Source organism: Myroides sp. C1519 (assembly GCF_038039755.1).
GTDB lineage: Bacteria > Bacteroidota > Bacteroidia > Flavobacteriales > Flavobacteriaceae > Flavobacterium > Flavobacterium phaeum_A.
On record NZ_JBBPHM010000008.1, the window covers coordinates 1 to 20,677 of the forward strand.

At 32.7% G+C, this 20,677-nt stretch carries 14 protein-coding genes and 1 pseudogene; 9 read left to right on the forward strand and 6 right to left on the reverse strand.

All coding sequences use genetic code 11. From position 1 onward, the window contains the following. Window positions 1-2,791 (reverse strand): annotated as a pseudogene (locus AABL81_RS06145) (hypothetical protein); the annotation flags it as partial. Between the two features lie 1,047 nt (window positions 2,792-3,838). On the opposite strand from AABL81_RS06145, the gene AABL81_RS06150 reads away from it, so the two are divergent. The 4 genes from AABL81_RS06150 to AABL81_RS06165 all read left to right on the forward strand — a co-directional run bounded on the left by AABL81_RS06150 (window position 3,839) and on the right by AABL81_RS06165 (window position 8,887). Next, window positions 3,839-4,699: a helix-turn-helix domain-containing protein gene (locus AABL81_RS06150; protein WP_158211063.1), complete on the forward strand. Its 861-nt coding sequence runs from the start codon at window positions 3,839-3,841 to the stop codon at window positions 4,697-4,699. Between the two features lie 96 nt (window positions 4,700-4,795). Further along, on the forward strand, window positions 4,796-6,115 hold the full coding sequence (locus AABL81_RS06155; RefSeq protein ID WP_341340585.1) for a TolC family protein: 1,320 nt from the start codon (window positions 4,796-4,798) through the stop codon (window positions 6,113-6,115). A gap of 19 nt (window positions 6,116-6,134) precedes the next feature. Beyond that, window positions 6,135-7,265 (forward strand): HlyD family secretion protein, encoded by a 1,131-nt coding sequence (locus AABL81_RS06160; RefSeq protein WP_341340586.1) that lies wholly within the window; start codon window positions 6,135-6,137, stop codon window positions 7,263-7,265. Window positions 7,266-7,306: 41 nt separating this feature from the next. Further along, entirely contained in the window at window positions 7,307-8,887 is a 1,581-nt protein-coding gene (locus AABL81_RS06165; protein WP_341340587.1) for an MFS transporter, read from the forward strand. An 86-nt stretch (window positions 8,888-8,973) separates the two neighbouring features. On the opposite strand, the gene AABL81_RS06170 is transcribed toward AABL81_RS06165, so the two are convergent. Further along, window positions 8,974-9,741 carry a sulfite exporter TauE/SafE family protein gene (locus tag AABL81_RS06170; RefSeq protein WP_158211067.1) on the reverse strand — a complete coding sequence of 256 codons (768 nt, stop codon included), beginning with the start codon at window positions 9,739-9,741 and terminating at the stop codon, window positions 8,974-8,976. Window positions 9,742-10,023: 282 nt separating this feature from the next. Between AABL81_RS06170 and AABL81_RS06175 the strand changes: the two genes are divergently transcribed. The 4 genes from AABL81_RS06175 to AABL81_RS06190 are packed head-to-tail and all read left to right on the forward strand — an operon-like array spanning window position 10,024 to window position 12,519. Next, window positions 10,024-10,359, forward strand: a complete 336-nt coding sequence (locus AABL81_RS06175) for a PadR family transcriptional regulator (protein WP_158211068.1) — start codon at window positions 10,024-10,026, stop codon at window positions 10,357-10,359. Between the two features lie 29 nt (window positions 10,360-10,388). Further along, entirely contained in the window at window positions 10,389-11,105 is a 717-nt protein-coding gene (locus AABL81_RS06180) for a hypothetical protein (RefSeq protein WP_341340588.1), read from the forward strand. A gap of 11 nt (window positions 11,106-11,116) precedes the next feature. After that, on the forward strand, window positions 11,117-11,803 hold the full coding sequence (locus AABL81_RS06185; protein ID WP_341340589.1) for a hypothetical protein: 687 nt from the start codon (window positions 11,117-11,119) through the stop codon (window positions 11,801-11,803). A gap of 11 nt (window positions 11,804-11,814) precedes the next feature. Next, on the forward strand, window positions 11,815-12,519 hold the full coding sequence (locus tag AABL81_RS06190; protein WP_341340590.1) for a hypothetical protein: 705 nt from the start codon (window positions 11,815-11,817) through the stop codon (window positions 12,517-12,519). Between the two features lie 114 nt (window positions 12,520-12,633). Here AABL81_RS06190 and AABL81_RS06195 read toward each other — a convergent pair whose 3' ends face one another. Then, a complete protein-coding gene (locus AABL81_RS06195; RefSeq protein ID WP_341340591.1) occupies window positions 12,634-13,368 on the reverse strand; it encodes an MBL fold metallo-hydrolase in 735 nt (244 codons plus the stop codon). 370 nt (window positions 13,369-13,738) lie between these two features. Here AABL81_RS06195 and AABL81_RS06200 point away from each other — a divergent pair, with 370 nt between their 5' ends. Then, window positions 13,739-14,305, forward strand: coding sequence for a thioredoxin family protein (locus tag AABL81_RS06200; protein WP_341340592.1), 567 nt, complete (start codon window positions 13,739-13,741; stop codon window positions 14,303-14,305). 89 nt (window positions 14,306-14,394) lie between these two features. On the opposite strand, the gene AABL81_RS06205 is transcribed toward AABL81_RS06200, so the two are convergent. The 3 genes from AABL81_RS06205 to AABL81_RS06215 all read right to left on the reverse strand — a co-directional run bounded on the left by AABL81_RS06205 (window position 14,395) and on the right by AABL81_RS06215 (window position 20,314). Further along, complete coding sequence (locus tag AABL81_RS06205) at window positions 14,395-17,574, reverse strand: DUF3427 domain-containing protein (protein ID WP_341340593.1); 3,180 nt, start codon at window positions 17,572-17,574, stop codon at window positions 14,395-14,397. Between the two features lie 106 nt (window positions 17,575-17,680). Further along, window positions 17,681-18,958 (reverse strand): hypothetical protein, encoded by a 1,278-nt coding sequence (locus AABL81_RS06210; RefSeq protein WP_341340594.1) that lies wholly within the window; start codon window positions 18,956-18,958, stop codon window positions 17,681-17,683. Between the two features lie 135 nt (window positions 18,959-19,093). After that, window positions 19,094-20,314, reverse strand: a complete 1,221-nt coding sequence (locus AABL81_RS06215; protein ID WP_341340595.1) for a hypothetical protein — start codon at window positions 20,312-20,314, stop codon at window positions 19,094-19,096. Between the last annotated feature and the right edge of the window lie 363 nt (window positions 20,315-20,677).

Genomic DNA, 20,677 nt, shown 5'->3' on the forward strand with positions numbered 1-20,677 from the left:
AGTCTAATGTTGAAGTGTTTCCCTTCTCATCTTTATAGTTCAACGCATTAGTTGACTTGTCATATCCTAACACAGTTAGTGTTTCATTTGCTGAAACAATATCTTTCAATACCTCATTTTTCTCATTACCCCAAGTAACGTTTCCGTTCTTGTCTGTAATTAAAACAGTACCCTTATCTCCAGCTTGAACTTTATCTGTTGTTACAGCTCCTTTAGCAATCTTAGCCGTTGTAACAGCATCAGCTGCTAACTTATCTGTTGTAATAGCACCATCCTCTATAGACAACGCCATATTCTTTAACACAGAATCAACTAAACTTGCTTTGCCATTAATTAAGATACCTGTACCGCTCAATTCTCCTTTCGTACTTTCAACCGCACCTATTTTCTCTAATAACTTCTCAATTGCTCCTTGTACATTCGTACTTCCCAATTGCGTTTTAATATCATTGAAAATAATTGAACTCGCATTTGTATCAATAACAGCTAATGGCTCTTTAGTCGACTTATCTGTGAATGTATATACACCATCTTTCACTGAAATTGTCAATGTATTGGCATCAAAAGTCAATCCTTTCGCATTTGCTTTTAATTCGCCGTTCAAATCAAAATCAGCTTCATTGTAATAAGTGAATGATCCATTATTATGATCAACAATCTTAGTAACCGTTTGGTTCTTTTGAACCATCTCTTTGATTAAATCGCTTTCTGGTTTTGCCCAACTAACGTTTCCATCTTTATCTGTTACTAAAACTTCTCCTTTATTTCCTTTTTTGATTTGAGTTAATTGTAACTCTCCTCCTATTTTAGCTAAATCAAACTTCCCTTGGTTCACTGTTAATGTTACATCTTTCAATACAACTCCAGCTCCATCAGATACAGTTAATAACTCATTAGCAGAATCTAATGTTTTTCCATCTACATTAGAAGCAGCAATGTTTTCATATTTCACTGTTCCGTCTGCTTGTACCACAGGAACTTTTCCTTTTTCAGCAGCAGTAGCTCCTAATTTATCGGCTGTAACAGCTCCTTTTTGAAGCATCTCAGTAGACAATTTGTCTTTTAAGCTTTGTGTTACCTCTATGCCGTTTACAGTAGAAACTAAATCAGAACCTGTTAATACTAATGTATTTGTAGTAATTGCCTCTTTTGCAGACCATACTACATTACCTTTTGCATCTACAACTAATACATCACCTGCATTACCTTTATGTAATTGTGACAGATTAAGCAAACCTCCTAAATTCTCAAGGCTTATTGCCTTTTCATTTACTGCTAATTTTGTTTCTTTTAAAACAGCACCTTTACCATCAGTAACAACAATAATATTGTCGCCACTCAAATTCTTACCATTTAATGCAGTTTCTAAATTCACACTAAGGTTCCCATTAGCATCAACGTCTAATCCGCTACCAGCTTTTACAACCCCAGCAACATCTTTAGTTGCAGTTGGAACATCTAATGTATAAGTAATCGTATTTCCATCGATAACTTTAGCTACATTGATATTAGCGCCACCGCGAACTACAGAAACAAATTGGTTATTTTTCACTAATGCATCTACATCAATCTCGTGCTCTTTATCATCTTCATCACTAAACACCAATTTCTTAGTTGATGCGTTGTACACTAATTGTGTCAATGTTTCCTCAACATCTACAAATGTTTTTAACACATTGTACAAGTCTTGGTCAGTTTTAGCTTTGATTACCTCAGTAACATCACCTACAACAGTAATATTAGATGTAGCTCCAGCTTCATTAGTATAAACATACTTACCAGCTTTCTCACGTACTAAAGTTGTAATAGTTTCTTTTCCTTTTACTAATTGTTCAAGGCTAACATTGTGTTTCTTTCCGCTATTATCAACGTATTGAAACTTATCTCCGTCATAGTAAACGTTACCTCCTACATATGTATCTCCTAAAACAGTAACCAACTCTTTTAAAACATCACCGTTATTCACGATTTTGTTGAATTGATTAATTACATCAGCAGGCACATTGATTGTAGTTTGTGTATTATTTTCAGACGTGTATAAATAAGTACCATTCTTGTTATCCACAAGAGTAGTCACTGTCTCGTATTTTTTTACAAGGTCTTTAATCTTAACAGTAGCATTTACATTACCAGCTGCATCTTTAAAAGTAATCGTTCCTTTATCCTCATCTGTGATGATACTATTAACAGTTTCAAAAGACTTAACAGCCCCTTTGATATCAACAGTAACGATAGCTTTTTTCTCATCAGAATAAGTCAAAGCACCAGTAACTTTATCGTAAGCTAAAACAGTCAATGTTTCATTTGCTTTAACAATATCGCCAAGTTTGATTTCAACCTTTTTACCACCCTCTGTTATGTGGTATAATTTATCTCCTTCATACACTACATTTCCCGTAGTATTATTCACGATATTCTTAATCAGATTTTTCACCTTGTCTCCTTCCAGATTCAAGATATTTTCAAATTGATTTACAACAAGCGCAGGAATTTCAGAGTCCGCTGTTAGGCGTTTCCAAACTTGACGTTTAGCATCCCAATAGTGGTATCCTGGAATAATATCCTCTTGCTTTACAGTTGCGTAAACAAGTAAACTTTCAACATTACCATTTGTGATTGTACTCTTATCTGCAGTGTTCTTTAATGGCACTTGTGGTATCAATAAACCTCTATTTGTTGAAGCTACAGTAAGCTCAGCAGATTTGTTTGGTGTTGATGTACCAACCCCTACTTGCGCATTGATTGCAAGAGATGACATTAGCAAGCCAGCAGAAATTAATCTTTTGTTCATAAGGTGTAGTATTGTATAGTTTTACAATTTATCTGTACTTCGCGATTTTGAAACATAAGTTCATATCGCGCGCACAAATTATTTATGCAAAGATTGCACTATTCACTTTTATATATGTTTCATTTTGTAAAAAAGATGTACTTCCCAATAAAATGAAACGCAGTGCACGCTTTGATTTATAACGGTTTACAAAAAAATCTCATTTTTAGTAATGAAACTTCTAAATATTTTTACATTCAATGTAAAAACACCATTTTAAAATTTCATTCGTACAAATAGTACTTTTTTTAATCTTTAAAAGAAGAAAAATAATCCGTTATTCTTATTTTTCTCTTTACTATTTTAATACCTAATACCAATTGCTTTCCCATAAATTGGTATCTGTATTCAATAGAGCTCTACTCTTTTATATGTCGATAATTACAAAGTAAATAAGACATTCTATTTCTATTTTTTCACCCTTAAGACACACAATTCTCATTGAGTCACAATTTAAATTATGTAAAATCACATTTTATGAATAATTAACAATATCACTTATATAAGACCTGCACAACAGAACCTTTCTACAAGAGGCATTTTATATTTAAATATTACCAATAAAACATCTATTTAACTAAGAATTCGATAATTCCATAAAAACACAACTCATTGGAAATTATTTTATTAACCCAATTTTACAATAGCACATATTGCGTTCTAAAAATGCCTGCAAATATAATAAATACATAGCTTTATAACCATATCCTAAAATAAATTTCACAGTAAAAAAGATAGATTATTCAATTAAAAAACACATACTTAACCAAAAACAAGGTTTGAACTTTTCTTACCACTTACTGTTTTTTGTTAAAAAAAACTCATTTATTGTTAAACACTCCTTATATGACTCTTTACTTACACGAATAAATCACAAAAAACATCTTGTTATTGGATACATAAATCTTATTCTAATTGAATATTAAGGAAGAGAATTGGATTATGTATTAAGTCAACCTACCCATTTTTTTTGGTAACTTGCAATACTTAATTTCAATTCATCTTACTTTGAAAAACGCAGATTCAAATACAAATAATCCCTTCTTAGAAGTAGCAGTAAATGACGAGAAAACTATCTTTGATATTGTTCCTATTGGTCACCCTTATCGCCCTATTCGATCGTCGATTTTATTTGTAAAAAAGGGTCGTCTATTATTCAAAGAACAGATTACAGAAATTGAAGCAACGGCAAATACAATCATTCTTTTTGACAAGAAATACGTGTACGAAACCATTGAAATGAGTGATGATATAGAGCTAAGATTAGTAAGCTACAACTTGGAGTTTATCCAAAAAATAGCACTTAAACTCAACAAGCTTAAAGTATATGACAACTTAAAAAGACAGCTAAAAAGAAGCTTTACTACAACTCCTGGAGAATTGGAATTGTTCTGGCAAAACATTCGTATGCTTAACTATTATATCAAAAACTTCAACAATATCGAGTATGCAAGAGAGATTGTAGAAAACTACTTTAATATTGTTTTATATCACCTTGTTAGTATTACCTCTCCTAAACAACACGACAGTTTAAGTCAGATGACAACCCAACAAGCTATAGCTTATAACTTCCTTATTTTGGTGTCCGAAAACTATTTACGCGATAAAACAGTGCAGTTCTACGCAGATCAACTCCGTATATCTATACGTCATTTAAGCACTGTCGTTAAAGAGATTACAAATAAAACTCCAAACGAGATTATAGGCGAGTTTATTCTAAACGAGGCTAAAGCACAATTGTCAAGCACAACAAATCCAATCAGAGAAATTGCTGAATTACTCAAATTTAGCGATCAATACGCTTTTGCTCACTTCTTTAAAAGACATCTTAACATTAGCCCGACTCAATATCGCGCGCAGTTCAAATAAACAAAATAATACTTTCAAACATCTTTATCCGTTTTTTAATCATTTTACAAAGTATAGCTACGACCTAACTTTGCATTCTTAAAATGATTAGAGAAAATGAAATATTCCCTGCGTAAATGCTTCTATGGAATAAGTGCTCTTTTATTATCGTCTGGTATTTCTTATGCCCAAAACGGAGTAAAAGAACTTACTATTGAGGAAGTTATACAACTTGCTCTTGAAAATCACCAACAACTAAAAGTTAACGAAAAGAATAAAGAATTTGCTACTCAGCAAACGAAGGTTGTTAGACAACAACGCCTTCCAAACCTTACAGCATCTGCTACTGCTGCCTATATTGGTGATGTACAGATATTAGACAAGGACTTCAGTAAGGTTATGACAAAAGATATGCCACATTTTGGAAATTCTTATGCTATACAGGCTTCGGAGCTATTATACAAAGGTGGTTTGATTAACAAGTCTATCGAAATGTCTGAAATGCGTGAGCAACTGACGAATCTCGACTTCGAAAAGGACCAGCAAGCTATTAAGTTTCTTGTAATATCTAACTACTTGGATATATACAAATTGGTAAATCAAGAACAGGTTTACCAAAACAATAAAAGACTGGCTAATATTCGCTTAGAAAATGTTACTCGCTTTTACAAAGAAGGTATGATGACCAGAAACGAGGTTATCCGTGGTGAATTGGCTTTGCAAAACATTGACCAAGCATTATTAGTAGTAAATAACAATACCGCTATTCTAAACTACAACTTAGCGTTTGCATTAGGATTACAACCGAATACAGCCTTTATCCCAGTGAGTGATGTAAACAATAAAGCATTAGAAGGTGACTTTTCTTACTATCTGCAATTGGCTTATGAAAACCACCCTATGTTGGCTATGGCACAGAAAAGCGTAGAGTTGGCACAAAAGAAAATTGAAGTGGCTAAAACAGATAAATACCCAGCACTTGCCGCAGTTGGTGGATATAATATGACAAGACCTATAACAACGGTAAACCCTGTAATGGATATGTATTCTAATGCTTGGCAGGTTGGTGTTTCTCTTAGTTATAGCTTAGACAACCTATACAAGACAAAAGGAAAAGTGAAACTGGAAGAAATACACAAATCTCAAGCAGACGAGTCACTTATCTTATTGTTACAAAACATAGAAATGGGTGTGAATGCTGCTTATACCAAATATCAAGAGGCTGTTCAAAACGCTAATCTATTGAAAAAGAGCCAACACTTAGCTCAAGAAAACTACCGCATTATTGAAGCTAAATATTTAAACCAGTTAGCAATTCAAGCCGAGATGACTGATGCTACAAATGCTAAGTTAGAAGCGGAATTACAATATGCTAATGCACAGATAAACGTATTGTTTCAATACTACAATTTAATCAAATCAACAGGAACACTTTAATTAATGTTTGCAATTACAAATGGAAAATAAAGACAACATAGAAACTCCAGAAGTACAGGAAACTCAAAAACCAGCTGCTGCTTCTTCCAATACAGGGATTAACCACAAACAAGAGATCGGTAAGAAATCGAAGATCATTATCATTAATGTAACTACTTTTCTGATTATCGCCTTGGCATTTTATTGGTTATTGACCAAGTACTTCCATATTGGCGACAAAGATTATACTGAATCTGCACAGGTTGAAGAATTTATAAACCCGATTAACACAAGGGTATCTGCATATATTAAAGAGATTAGATTCATTGAACACCAAAATGTAAAGAAAGGTGATACACTGGTTATTCTTGACAATCGCGAAATATTAACGCAAGTAGGACAAGCAGAAGCTGCATACGCAAGTGCATTGGCGGCAAAGCAAGTTACCTCATCTGCTATTCAAACGGTTTCTAACAATATTGCTGTTTTTGACTCTAATATAGAAGGAGCTAAAGCGAGATTGTGGAATGCGGAGCAAAATAGTAACCGATTTAAAAACTTACTGGAGGCTGAAGCTGTAACACAACAACAGTATGACCAAGTAAAAACAGAATACCAAGCGGCTAAAGCAGGATACGAGGCCTTGACAAAACAAAAAAGTACAACGCAACTTTCTGTTTCTGAAGTTCAAACGCGTTTAGCCTTAAATGACGCAGATATTCAACGTACTAAAGCAATGCTTGATATGGCTAAGTTGAATCTTTCTTACACTGTTATTACTGCTCCTTATGATGGTACAATGGGGAGAAGATTAATCAACGAAGGCCAATTGCTTAACCCAAGTCAGCAAATCGGAACAATCGTTTTAAACAACAACAAATGGGTTACTGCTAACTTCTTAGAGTCACAAATGCCAGATATTCAAATTGGAACTAAAATTAATATGAGTGCTGATGCGCTTAGAGGACAAAGTTTTGAAGGGGTTGTTACAGCTATTTCAGCAGCAACTGGAGCAAGATATTCAAGTATGCCTACAGATAACTCAACGGGGAATTTCGTTAAAGTTCAACAGCGTATTCCTGTGCGTATTGAGTTTACAGATGCTAATAAAAAAGAAGATGTAGAAAGACTAAGAGCAGGGATGAATATGAATATCCAAGTAAAAGGATAATCCCCTCGCCTTTTTGGTTTTTAATTAAAAATATAAAGTAAATGTATAATCAAGGATTATTTCACAATTGGGTTCCTAAACCTGTTATGCTCTTACTGATTATCCTGATTGCCTTAGTGTTCTTTTCTTTAAGCGGAATTTACACTACTAATATCACCTACTTAGTGGGTAGTACGGGGGCAATGTCAGAATACTATATGTGGGCAAACTATGCTAACGTAGTAGGAATGGGAACTGTAATGCCCTTGGTGATTCGTATAAAAGCAAGATTCAGAACTAAAGAGATACTTATCACTTCTTTGGTGAGCATCGCTTTTCTGTTTACCATAATGGGTACAACCCACCAACCACAGGTTATTATTGGAGCTTCGTTCTTAGTGGGTATGTTTAAAATGCTGGGGATGATGGAGGTATTACTTCCTTTAATGTTCCTCTTGAGTAAAGGAGGAAATAGAGGTTTGTTTTACAGCATTTTTTACTCTGGAGTACTAGTGGTTACCCAGCTATCAGGTTATCATATCGCTAAAGTTTCATACTACCTCAACTGGCAGTTTGGATATTTACAATACGCTGCTATGTGTTTAATTACTGCTTTAATCTGCGTAATCTTCCAACATAACCAACGCTTTATGAAAAAGGTACCCCTTTATTATATCGACTGGTTAAGTGTATTGTTGTACAATAGTTCGTTTATCATCTTAGGGTATATCCTATCCTTTGGAAAACAACAAGCTTGGTTCAATTCTGATAAAATAAAGTATGCCACAGCTACCTTTATCGTTTTAGCATTCTTGTTCTTTTTGAGACAACAACTATTAAAAAGACCATTCTTATCACTTAAAGCATTTAAGAAAAATAACGTAAGACACGCTATCTTGATGTTGTTCTTTTTAGGAATGTACTTAGCTACAACCAATATACAAAACATCTTTGCAGTGGGAGTTTTGGGATACAACCCCTTGACAAACGCCTCACTAAACGTAATGATGGTTCCTGGTTTACTCGTTGGTGCAATAGTATGCTACAAGTGGTTTAGCCGTCAGATACCTATCCGTATGCTTGCGTTCTCTGGATTTGCCTCGTTTATGATGTACACAGTAATTATGTACTTCTCAATGGTTCCTGAGTTCAACTATGAAAGCTGGCTATTGCCAATGTTCTTAAAAGGCTATGGTATGGGAGTATTGTTTATCGTAATCTGGTATTACGCTTTAGATAAATTAGATATTCCAAGCTTGTTGAGCTTGATTGGTTTCATCCTTTTATGGAGAACCTTCATCTCTTTAGGTATTTGTTCTTCTTTATTCAATTGGGTACTATACCAGCTACAATTACAAAGTTTAACCAACTTGGCTGTGTATTTTGACGACGCCTTACTGTTTAGACCTAATAATGGCATCAGTTTAAAAGCAGTGCAAGTAAACGCTGTATTAGCTGCAAACAAAACCTTATTTGGTTATATAAACATCGCGGGAGTGGGTATTTTACTCTATATTTTATTTCACCACTTTGGGCGTACAAGAGATATCTATATGCGCTTTGGTTTAGATAAAATGGGTCGATTATTTATGAGTAAGAAAGACCAAGATTTAATAGAAAATCAACTTCCTATGGAAGACTAAAAATAACTTTTTTGTACTTTAGAAAAGCCCTGATCACTACGGTGTCAGGGCTTTTCGCTTTATATTAAAAGAATAACTCGTGGGAGTTAAAACTCAAATACTTCATAACCAAATCTACAAATGGCAACGAACATAATAAACAAGAAGATATAACGTACCCATTGTTGTCCTTTCAAAATAGCCAACTTAGCACCACAGTATCCTCCTACTCCATTACATATCGCCATTGGAATTGCTATTTCCCATATAATCTGTCCTTTCAACATAAATAAACAAATACTTCCAAAATTGGTAGCAAGGTTAATCATCTTAGCATAAGCAGAGGCTTTAAAGAAATCAAAGCCAACTAAAAAGATGAACCCCATAATAAAGAATGTTCCTGTAGCCGGACCAATGAAACCATCGTAAAAGCCCACAAATAAAGCTATTATTATTCCGTATTTATACTTGTTCTTGTCTGTTACAGCACTTATACTTTTTCTTGCAAAGTCTTTTCGCACATACGTAAACACCCATAGTAACAACAGTATGCCAAACAAGAGCGGTTTCATAAAGTCATTATTGACGATTGTCAAAGTATAAGAACCAAGAAACGCACTCCCAAAGGATATAGCTGCTAATATTCCGAAGTACTTCCAGTTTATCTTAGCCTTTTTCAAATACTGCCTTACCGCCATTGCTGTTCCTGAGAAAGCCGGAATCTTCAATGACCCGATTACAGTCGATACTGGATAAGTGGGTAGTAATGCCAATCCTAACGGGGTTTGTATTAACCCACCTCCTCCTGCAATGGCATCTATAAAACCAGCACAGAAAGCTACAATACACAAGTAGAATAATATGTCTATTTCCATTTTTTTATCAAAACGCAAAGGTATATCGAAATGTTTATTCTACTCTTTTTTTATTCGTTTATTTCTTTTTCTGACTACGAGCAGTTGTGATGTATAGTGTCCTTATGTTTCCTCCTACTCCTTGATTTTAGTTAACAACAAGAATAATTAAGCAACTCAACCTGTTTGATATAGCTAACAAACCTCTATGTCCTACATCAATAATAATTGATTAAAAACAATACCTAAGTATTTGATGTATCAGTTTTATTTCTATATTTGCCATACATAAGAATCTTAAGTATGAAAAAACAACAACAATTATACAAAGGAAGCCTCAGCGCAATTATAATGAAGTTATTGGAGCAAAATGGGCGAATGTACGGTTATGAGATTACGCAAAAAGTAAAAGAAGTTACCGCAGGTGAAATGAGTTTAACAGAAGGAGCACTATATCCTGCGCTACACAAATTGGAAGCAGATGGTTTCTTAGATGTTGAAATGGAACGCGTAGATGGCCGTGTGCGTAAATATTATAAGCTTACGGAGTCTGGGGTGAAGGAAACAGATAATAAAATGGAGGAACTGGAAAGTTTTATCCGAAATATGCAGAATATCGTCAACCTAAAATTGACATAATATATTAAAAACCAACATTGCTATTAATTATGATACAACTAACAAATAGACAAATAGACTATATACGTAAAGTAGTTCAAAGTAATGGTGCTTACTATTATGAGGTAACAGAGGAATTAACTGATCACCTAATTAGTAGTATTGAAGAACTTTGGAATGAAGAGCCTCTATTATCATTTGAGCAAGTATTTCAAATTCAGTTCAATAATTTTGGTAAGGACAACTTCTTAAAAATAAAGAAAGAAAATGAGAAAATGCACTTCAGTATTTATAAGACAATGTTTTTAAAGGAAATACAATCTTTCTTTAGATTACCACAAATTACAATAACCATCGCTTTCTTATTAACTGCCTTTGCTTTTCTTACTAAAATAAACAATCTTTTTTTTACGTTACTATTCTTAGTATTAGCATTAGGTTCACCTTATTTCTTAAACATAACACTACAAACTAATAACAATAAGAATCCAGTAATCAATGAAAGATTAAATATTAAGCAACGTTTTTTAATCGACGAAACATTTAGACGTGTAGTTTCCTCTATAAATGCTACAAGCGGATTTATATATTTAATTATTAGTATAATTCCTCGTTATCAGCAATTTACTTACTTAATTGATACATTAGCTTATAACATCGTATTTGCTTTTTGTTTTACGTTACTAGCACTAACTAACTATATATGCTGGTTTGTACTTTATCCTCGATACAAAAAAGAAAAAGAAAATATATTAAAAATCACATAACACCTCAGCTTATGACACAACTAACAGAACAGCAAGTACAGCAGATTCACCTTTTTGTGAAAAAGCACTATGTTGAACACTATGACGTAGAATTGGAGTTAGTAGATCACTTGGCTAATGGCATTGAGCAACAGTGGGCTATTGACAACAATATCACTTTTGACAATGCTCTACAAATAGAGTTCAAGAAGTTTGGCGTGTATGGCTTCTCTGATGTAGTTGAGTTAAAAGCACAATCTTTAACATTGCAATACATAAAGAATCTCTTAAAGGATATTAAATGCTATTTCAAATGGCATAGAATAGTTGTATCAATGGCATTGTATAGTGTTATCTATGCTTTACTAAAGTATACAGCAACTTTTATACACACGCGAGATATAGCAGATATATTTATTCTATCAACACTTGTATTTAATATTATATGGGCAAGCATTGATGTCATTAAAACCAAACGAAGAAATAAAAGTGAAGGTAGAAAGTGGATATTAGACAAAGTAAAGTTTCAATTTATTGCTTTCCCTACCATTATCTTTTTCGTTTACTTTAGAATGGTTATCTCGATATTCCATCGTCAAACCTGGTTAGTTGCTTCAGCAATGCTATTTATTATACTATGGTATTTTATTAGTGTTTCTGTAATTTATCCAACGATTAACAACGAAAGAGAAGTCTTAAAAAAGAAATTAACTGCCTAACACCTCAGCTTATGACACAACTAACAGAAAAACAAGTACAGCAGATTCACCTTTTTGTGAAAAAGCACTATGTTGAACACTATGACGTAGAATTGGAGTTAGTGGATCACTTGGCAAATGGTATTGAGCAACAGTGGACTATTGACAACAATATCACTTTTGATAATGCCTTACAAATTGAGTTCAAGAAGTTTGGCGTGTATGGCTTCTCTGATATTATAGAAGAAAAGACAAAACGACTAACGGGGAGTTATATAAAGCTGCTATTTAAAACATTACTTGGCTTTTTTACCTTTCCGAGAATTGTATTGACCACTGCCTTATTTTTACTGTTATGCTTAATAGGTAAAGTATTTCCTAACAGTGCTACTGAAATATATAGCAGTTTACTGATAATAACCTTTCTACTATATGTACTCCTTGGGATACAGTGGCATTACGCTATCCGTAAATTGTGTAAAATCACAAACAAGAAGTTCCTTATTTCTTCTATTGCGATACAAGGATTCGGTCTCCCTATTATAGGAGGAATGTTTACACCTTTTTTGACTGAATTATATCGCACTACAGAAAATAGTTCATTGCTTTTTCAAACTATTTTATACAGTTTTTTAATATTGGTTTTCGCACTATGCACCTTTATTACTACCTTTACAATCAGACCATTAATACGGAAAAACATAGAAGATACTATTCATAAATATAAACTAACCTAAAACTACTATTATGATTACTTTATTAACTGCTGTAATCAGGTATATGATCACATTAATCATGTCCCTTTTTTAGGATTAAAAAAAAGCGCCAACAGTATTGTTAGCGCTTTCTTTTTACTTATCTATTTCAAACGAATAACTCGTCATATCCATATCGTGGTAAAACAATACAATCCATTGTTCTTCCTTTGCACGTACTTTCCAATCTTGGCGTAACTGCATAGCTCGTTTACCATCGTAATCACTCTTAAATGCAATATCAAAGTCTAAGTAATTTCGCTTTGGCAAATTATCTGCACCGTAAAAGTACGTATGCTTACCATCCTTCATCCAAAACACTTGCATATAAGGAGAATGTCCTCCAACAACCTCATAGGTGATATAATCATCTAAACGGCCTTGATCATCATCCATCCACACTATATTAGGTAAATCTAATACTTCCTCTAAAATATCGTAATCAAAAGAAATATCATCTTGTTGTCTTATAGCAAACTCTGCTTCGCGGCGTTGAATATAAATATCCGCATTAGGATAGCGACATTCATATCCCGCATCAGTTTCTACTAACAAACCATTAATATGATCTTTGTGTAAATGTGATAAGTAAATGCGGTCTATAGTTAGAGGAGTTAGTCCTTCTTTTGCTAAAATAGCATCTATGATATACTCTCCGTTCTCATTATATCCAAGACCAACATCTAACAAGACGTTATACTCCTCTGTCATTACCAAAAACGGTTGCACTGCTAACTGAATCTCCGTCGTTAGTTGCTTGCCATTAATCAATAAAAAGTCCTTTATCTCATCTTCATAGAAGTCTCCTTCTTTACAGGGAATAATTCTCATAACACTATCTAATATTTGCTTTTACTGTCAAAGTTTACAAAGGTAATCTGCATAATGGAAATAACGTATATATTCACTTAATTTTATAAAAAAGTGCTTACGATAAAAATCTGTAGAATAAAACAAATCAAATATTTATGTCATTATAAATCTCATCCTTTTTAAATCTCATTTTACCACAAAAAACAAACAAAACACTCATTTACAGTTGTTTAAAATGAAATATCAGAACAGTTAGTACCATTTAATGACTAATTGATTAATATTTGTAAATATGAATAATAGGCAAAAAAACAATACTAAAGAACGCCATTTTTAAATTATTTTATTACATTCACAGCATCAAACAATATATAATTCAATCTTAATTATGAAAAAACTTATCATATCATCTATATTACTGACTGCATTTTTATCACTTACAAGTTGTAAGAAAGAAGCAGAAGTAGAAAAAACGGAAACGGAAACAACTACAACAGCAGTTGATAGTACTGAAGCTAAGCAGCAACAGGTAAATGAAGAGAAAGAACAACTTGCAAAGCCTTATAACGAAGAGGAAGATGCACAAGCAAAAATCAATGAATTAGTAGCTAAAGCAAAGGTTGAAGGTAAGAATGTATTTGTACAAGCTGGAGGAAACTGGTGTATTTGGTGTTTGCGATTTAACGACTTCGTTCAAAAAAATGAGGAGTTGAAGGCTGTTGTAGATGCAAATTACTTATACTACCACTTAAATTACTCTACAAAGAACAAGAACACAGAGGTATTTGAGAAATACGCTCCAAATGGTAAGAAATTAGGCTATCCGTTCTTCTTTGTTATCAATGGAGAGGGAGAAGTAACAAAAATCATCGGTTCTGGTGAGTTAGAATCAGAAAAGAGCTATGACTTACAAAAAGTAAAGCAAATGTTTTTAAATAACGTTGCTAAGAAATAACAAAACAGCCACTCGATTGAGTGGCTGTTTTTGTTTTGTGGGTTATGTATTGTAATTAAGAGATGTATTTTCTTAATTAAAGGTAGGCGTTAACCGATTCTTAGTTTTAAAACCTCTTTCCACATATAATTAGGGATAGGCTCCTCTAACTTCCAAGTAATAGACATAGGTTTAGATCCATAGTAATCTTTAAAGTTCACAAGTCCTAAAAATACATAACCTTGCGTATTTTTATACATATCATTCTTCCCTTCTCTAACAAATAATGCAATCTTTTTTTCTTTCTGTATTTGTTCTATATAAGAAACTCCCTTTGGAGAAGTATCAGCTGTATTGTTTTGAGACTGCCAATGAAATAAGCTTTCATTAATTGCATAATCATCATACATTGTAGTTGGCGAGAAGTCCTCTTCACTCTTTTGTAGATTTACAAATAGTAACTCTGTATTTAATTCCTTATTTTCAGCGACACCTTCTCTACTCGAACTCTTTTTATCAATTGTACTTAACCTAAAAGCGGCTAATATCTGATCCCTTGTATAACGTGCGTGTATTTTAAGAGGCAGTGTATAAGTTAATCCTACAACAGGTTTCTCCTCAAAACTAATATTAGATATTTTATACTCTAAATAAGCCGCCATTTCATTAAGCATCATCTTATTCTGACCGATTATATTCATAGATTCCTGAATACTAAAAGACACTTTATTATCTCGCCAGAAATCATAATGAAGCATTAGAGCCATGTAATAATTTTCATCCGTTTGAGGTAGCGCATTATAATTAAAATCAACAGCAATCAATCTCATAATAAATGAAAAGTACGAGAAAGATTCTGTTACGTTCCATTTATTTTTAAACATACTTCTATATCTATCTAAATTAAGCTCTTCTATTTCACCTCCAATAGCTTCTTTACATAACACAGAAAAAAGATCTGTCTTATATAACATTTTTAATTCAATATTATAAAACTCCAGAAAGTTAGTAAGAGTTAATGGTTTATTTGTATGTTCACCAAACTGTCTAATTTTTTGCAATAGCTTTCTTCTATTTAAGTTTATCGCCTGGCTAATATTATTTAGAATATATTCTTTTGCTTGCTTCTCTAAAATAATAGAGCATCCCAGAGGTAAATGAGGAAACTCTTGTTCTATTTCTTGTAATACTGTAGTATTTGTCTTGCCTACTAATGCTCTAAATTTATTCTCAAAATCATATTCTGATCGGGCATTCCCAACAAAATCAAGTACAGATAAAACTTCTTTATTTTCATTCAATCTTAAACCTCTTCCTAACTGCTGTAAGAAAATTGTCAAGCTTTCTGTTGGCCTTAAAAAAAGAACGGTATCTATCTCAGGTACATCAATACCTTCATTGAATATATCAACTACGAATAAATAATTTATCTCTTTTCTTCTTAACTTTTCTATTAATTCTTCTCTTTGACTACTATTATCTGATGTCAAATATGCAGATTTAATTCCCTTTGCCTGAAATTTATTATGCATAAACTCTGCATGTGCTTTGCTTACACAAAATCCAAGAGCTGTAACTGATTTTACACCTTGTGTATATTTATCTATATTAGATAAAATCTCTCCAACACGGATATCATTTGCAGTATAAATATTAGTCAACTCTGCGATATCATACTTACCATTTTTCCAAACAACATTTGTTAAATCAATACTATCAGATATAGCAAAATACTGAAAAGGACAAAGTAATTTATTATTTAAAGCATCTGGTAAGCGAATCTCTGCTGCTATTCGGAAATTAAAATCTTCTAAAATATTACCTCCATCCATACGTTCAGGAGTTGCCGTTAATCCCAATAATATAGTAGGTGTCAAATATTTTATTACAGATTGATATGTGCTTGCTTTTGCATGATGTACCTCATCAAAAACAACATAATCATAGTAGTTTGAAGCTATTTCTCCTTTTTCAATACTATTATAAAGTGTTTGAATAGTAGCAAAAACAAAACGTTTATTTTGAACAGTATATCCATCACCTAATAATTCACCAAAATTTTGGTCTCTTAATACTTGTCTAAAAGTTGTACGTGCTTGCTTTAAAATATCTATTCTATGAGCTATAAATAACATCTTAGTATTTGGATTCTCACTGTAATAACTTTTAAAATCAAATGCAGCAATCATAGTTTTACCGGTGCCTGTGGCAGCAACAACTAAATTCTTATAAGATTGATGCGTAGAGCGTTCTACACGTAGTTTTTCCAAAATATCCTTTTGGTAATAATAAGGTTTGATGTCAAAAAAGGCAATGTTTTCTTGTTGATCACTTTTGCCTATTTTACTACGCTTTAAAGCACTATCTACCTTCTCATAATCTTCATCTCCTTTATAGACTTCAAATTCTTCATTATTCCAATAAGTATCAAAAGTTTTCTGAAATTTGTCAATGATGTGAGGTATTTCAGTCGTTGTAACTTTTACATTCCACTCCAATCCATCAGTCAAAGCAGTTCGTGAAAAGTTAGAAGAACCTATATATGCAGTATGAAATCCAGTCTTTCTATAAAACAAATATGCCTTAGCATGCAAACGTTCGTTACCTGTATTAAAAGACACCTTTACTGTTGTATTAGGCAATTCAGCTAATTCCTTAATAGCTTTAGCATCCGTAGCGCCCATATAAGTAGTAGTAATAACTCGCAATTGCCCACCATTACGAGTAAATTCCTCTAATGCTGGTCTTAATAAAACAATAGCTTTCCACTTGATAAATGAAACTAACAGGTCAACACGATCTGAGGAAAGAATTTCTTTTTTCAACTCACCATCCAACGATAAGCCAAGATTACCTCCAGTAAATAATTCACTCTGTGTTAATCTTGAAACTGGAGTAATTTGCTTTAATCGTAGAGACAAATCTGAATAATCGGTATTTATCTTATCTAATACTCCTGTCAATATACTTCCTTCTGCTGTTAGTATATCTTCTGTAAAATCATACGTTTCTATTTCCTTATGCAAATAAGTCAATAGCTTGTTTACAATTTCAATTTGATGAGAAAGTAATGACTCCTTTTTAATTCCTTTAATTACATCAAAAGCATTCTCCATAGCTTTAGAGAAGTGTTGCGTTAAATAGAAAGTTGCCTCTTCTAAATCTAATTGCTTACTCGCTATATAATATTTATCTTGATTTAATTGTTGTAGCTTGTTTGCTAATGCTTGTGTAATCAAGCCTTCATATATTCCTTGTTGCATTACTTTCTGATGGGATGTTAAGGTCATAAATATTCCTTCTATTGGAATAGCTTACTAAATTAAGGTAAATGATTTTAATAATAAATTAAAAAACCGATAGTGTTTTACTATCGGTTCTCTCTTTCTGTATATATTATAATCTTCCTAATAATTTATTAGCTTTTTCTTTAACATCAGCATTAGCTTTACTATCTCTGATTATTTTTAAAGCTTCATACTCTAATCCATTCTCAAAAATCCTTTTACTCACACTTATATGCGTTTTTTTACTTGAACCTTTAAATACTTTTCCATTTTCTTGTGAATATTTTTCACCATATTTTAATTCCACATCTTCAATTGAAGCATTTTTATTTTCAGTAAAGACTTCAAACATAAAAAATGTAAATGTTCGCAACCCTACAGACTTCAAATTATCTTCTAATACTTCGTTTCTTCCATCACTAATATTATCTATATCTTCTATCACCATATCAATATTCTTTGTATTCTGTTTAGTTAATAATTTAACGCTTTTTTCTACTATTTTCTTCGATTTTTCATATTTCCCATTTTTCCATTCGATTTCTGCTATGTCACTTTTTTCACCCCTCTCAAGTTCAGATACCATTGCTAACTTACAAAATTCACCATATTCTACTGGAAACATATTTTTTACTAAATTTTGAACCTTGTATAATAATTCATCTTCTTCTCCAAAATTTTTCCCTTCATACAATAATTGTGTTCTTTTAGGAACTAAAAAAGAATTTAAAGGATGTACTAATCGTAAAAAATGTGCTTTTAATAGCTCTAATTCACTTGCTGGAATTGAACTTTTAACTTGACGAACTTTCGAATCACTATTCCATTCTTTTCTGTCAGGATTTATGAAAACTTCTTTTAATTTAGATTTTTCTTTAAGCGAACTATAACTTTTCCCAACAGGATTTAAATGAGCTAAATACCAACCTCTTGAATTTAAATCAACTTTTGGCGCATTCTTATTATCATAAAAAATTAATTCCCTTTCCTTAGTTGTAACTCCAAACGAACAAATTAATTCTTTTCCAGAAAACAACTTATTTAAGTCCTCTACAGTATAAGCTTTATTACTCAACTTTGCTCCTGTAAATAACATAGAAAATGTATTGTCACAAAAAACCATCTTATTACCGCATGCATATTCACTTAAAAAACCTCTACGAAGCAAATCATATTTATCTTTAGTAAATGCCCCATAAAGCCTTAAAAAATAAGTACTACTTGCTTGTTCCACATATTTCATGAGCGTTTTATGAATTTCAATAATTGTATCCTTGCTTTCTTCAAACTGATTTTTTACGATTTTTTCAATAAATTCATCTACATTTTTTGCTTTACCTTTTGAAACAGTATCAAAATTATAATTAGCTATTTCTTTAAATATCATCTTTAAATTATTTAATTAGTTACTTACCAAATACCAACAATGTATGTCCGTATATATAGAATTCTATTTGAATATACTCATTTATATCCTTTCACTCATCAAAAATTACTCCAAACACCACATTCTCTGAGTAAACTACCCCCTCTCCACATAAACCTTTCCAACAAACCACTCCTCTAACGGATTAAGCATAAACTCATCCCATTGCTTACTAATCACAAACCATCTATCCGCTAATAACTCAATTGGCTCTGTAAAGAAGTCAGCCGACAAAGCAATAATATCCGCCTCCTGTAAACCCGTTACTTCCTTAAGCGCTAAAGTATCATTCCACAAAACATCAGCACAAAATGTAGCACTACTCAACTCAGAAATATCTTGTTCTTTAAGCACCTTTTCGTTTGCTAAATCAGCAAAAATATACTTCGCAACCTCTGGCACGGGCAAATCTCTAAACAACAATAATTTCTTTAAAAGAACAATATCCTCCGGGCGATGCTCCTCTTGTTCTGCTTCACCTGTATCAAAATAACCAATGTATAAATCTGGAAAACTTGCACATACTATAACATCGTACAAATCGTCAAAAAGTCCACTCTGAATTTCATTAAAAGTCTCCTCACGCTCAATCTGTTGATTCAAATCCTTACAATAAACCGCAATATCCTCCGCTGTTAGGGTATTAGCTGAAAACTCGCCACTACTCAAATAGGGATTACAGATAAAATAGGTGCCCACTAAATTGGTTGTCTTTACAAAATCATCCATTAATGCATCGTCAGTAACAATCCCTTTGATCTGATAAACCTTGTGCCCACTCTTCGTGTATTCTACAAACTCAAAATCGTAGCCATACCAAGGAGAATCAGCATTCATCCCATAAAACCCCATAAAAAGAGCTACAGTCCAATTACTGGCAATTATAACTTTAGGTTTAATAACCTCCTCGATTAACTTTTGGGTAACATTTAATTGATCTATCAAAAAGATACGACCATCTAAATCATCTAACAATACTTGCAACAAGTCTAAGCTATTGTTTTCACGATGATAAAACAGGTCGGTATAAGCGATGTGAGGTGCAAAATCAAGCTGAGAATCTGCTGACTGCAACATATCAGTAACCCTTGTGAAGTAAGGATTGTATTTATATTCTGTGGTTGGATTCTTGCGATAAGTAAACTTAACAGGTCCAGGAATTGAAGAATCATTGTAAGTTGGATTTAACCCCAACACCAATATATCTTTTTGTTTGTCGTTAGCACAAAAACAGTACTTGCGCTGCTTCACAACTTCCGGAATACCTAATATTTCGCTATTCTGCCACACATGGCTAACTAATCGTTGAATATCCATAACAACTATCTTTTGGGTTATAGAACAAAGATAATTTAGGCAATGTTGCTAAGTGCAACACGAAGAAAAGGAAGAAGATATTTTTATTATTTCCATCCTTTTTTCTTATATTTACACTATATCATACTCACACACAGTGTGATAATTATAAAAAACTATTATAAGTGCTTAAATTCAACTCTAAGAATTAATTCACTATTTGCGACTAAAAACAGGGTCGTATTTCTACTTTTTTTCAAAAATTTTACTGGTTTTCAAAACACAAAATAGTGTTCAATCCGAGGATTAATCAAGGATTAAAATACCATTGTTCGGAAAAGCCCCCCTTTTTCCGAAGCTCACTCGAACAATTCCCGAACAACA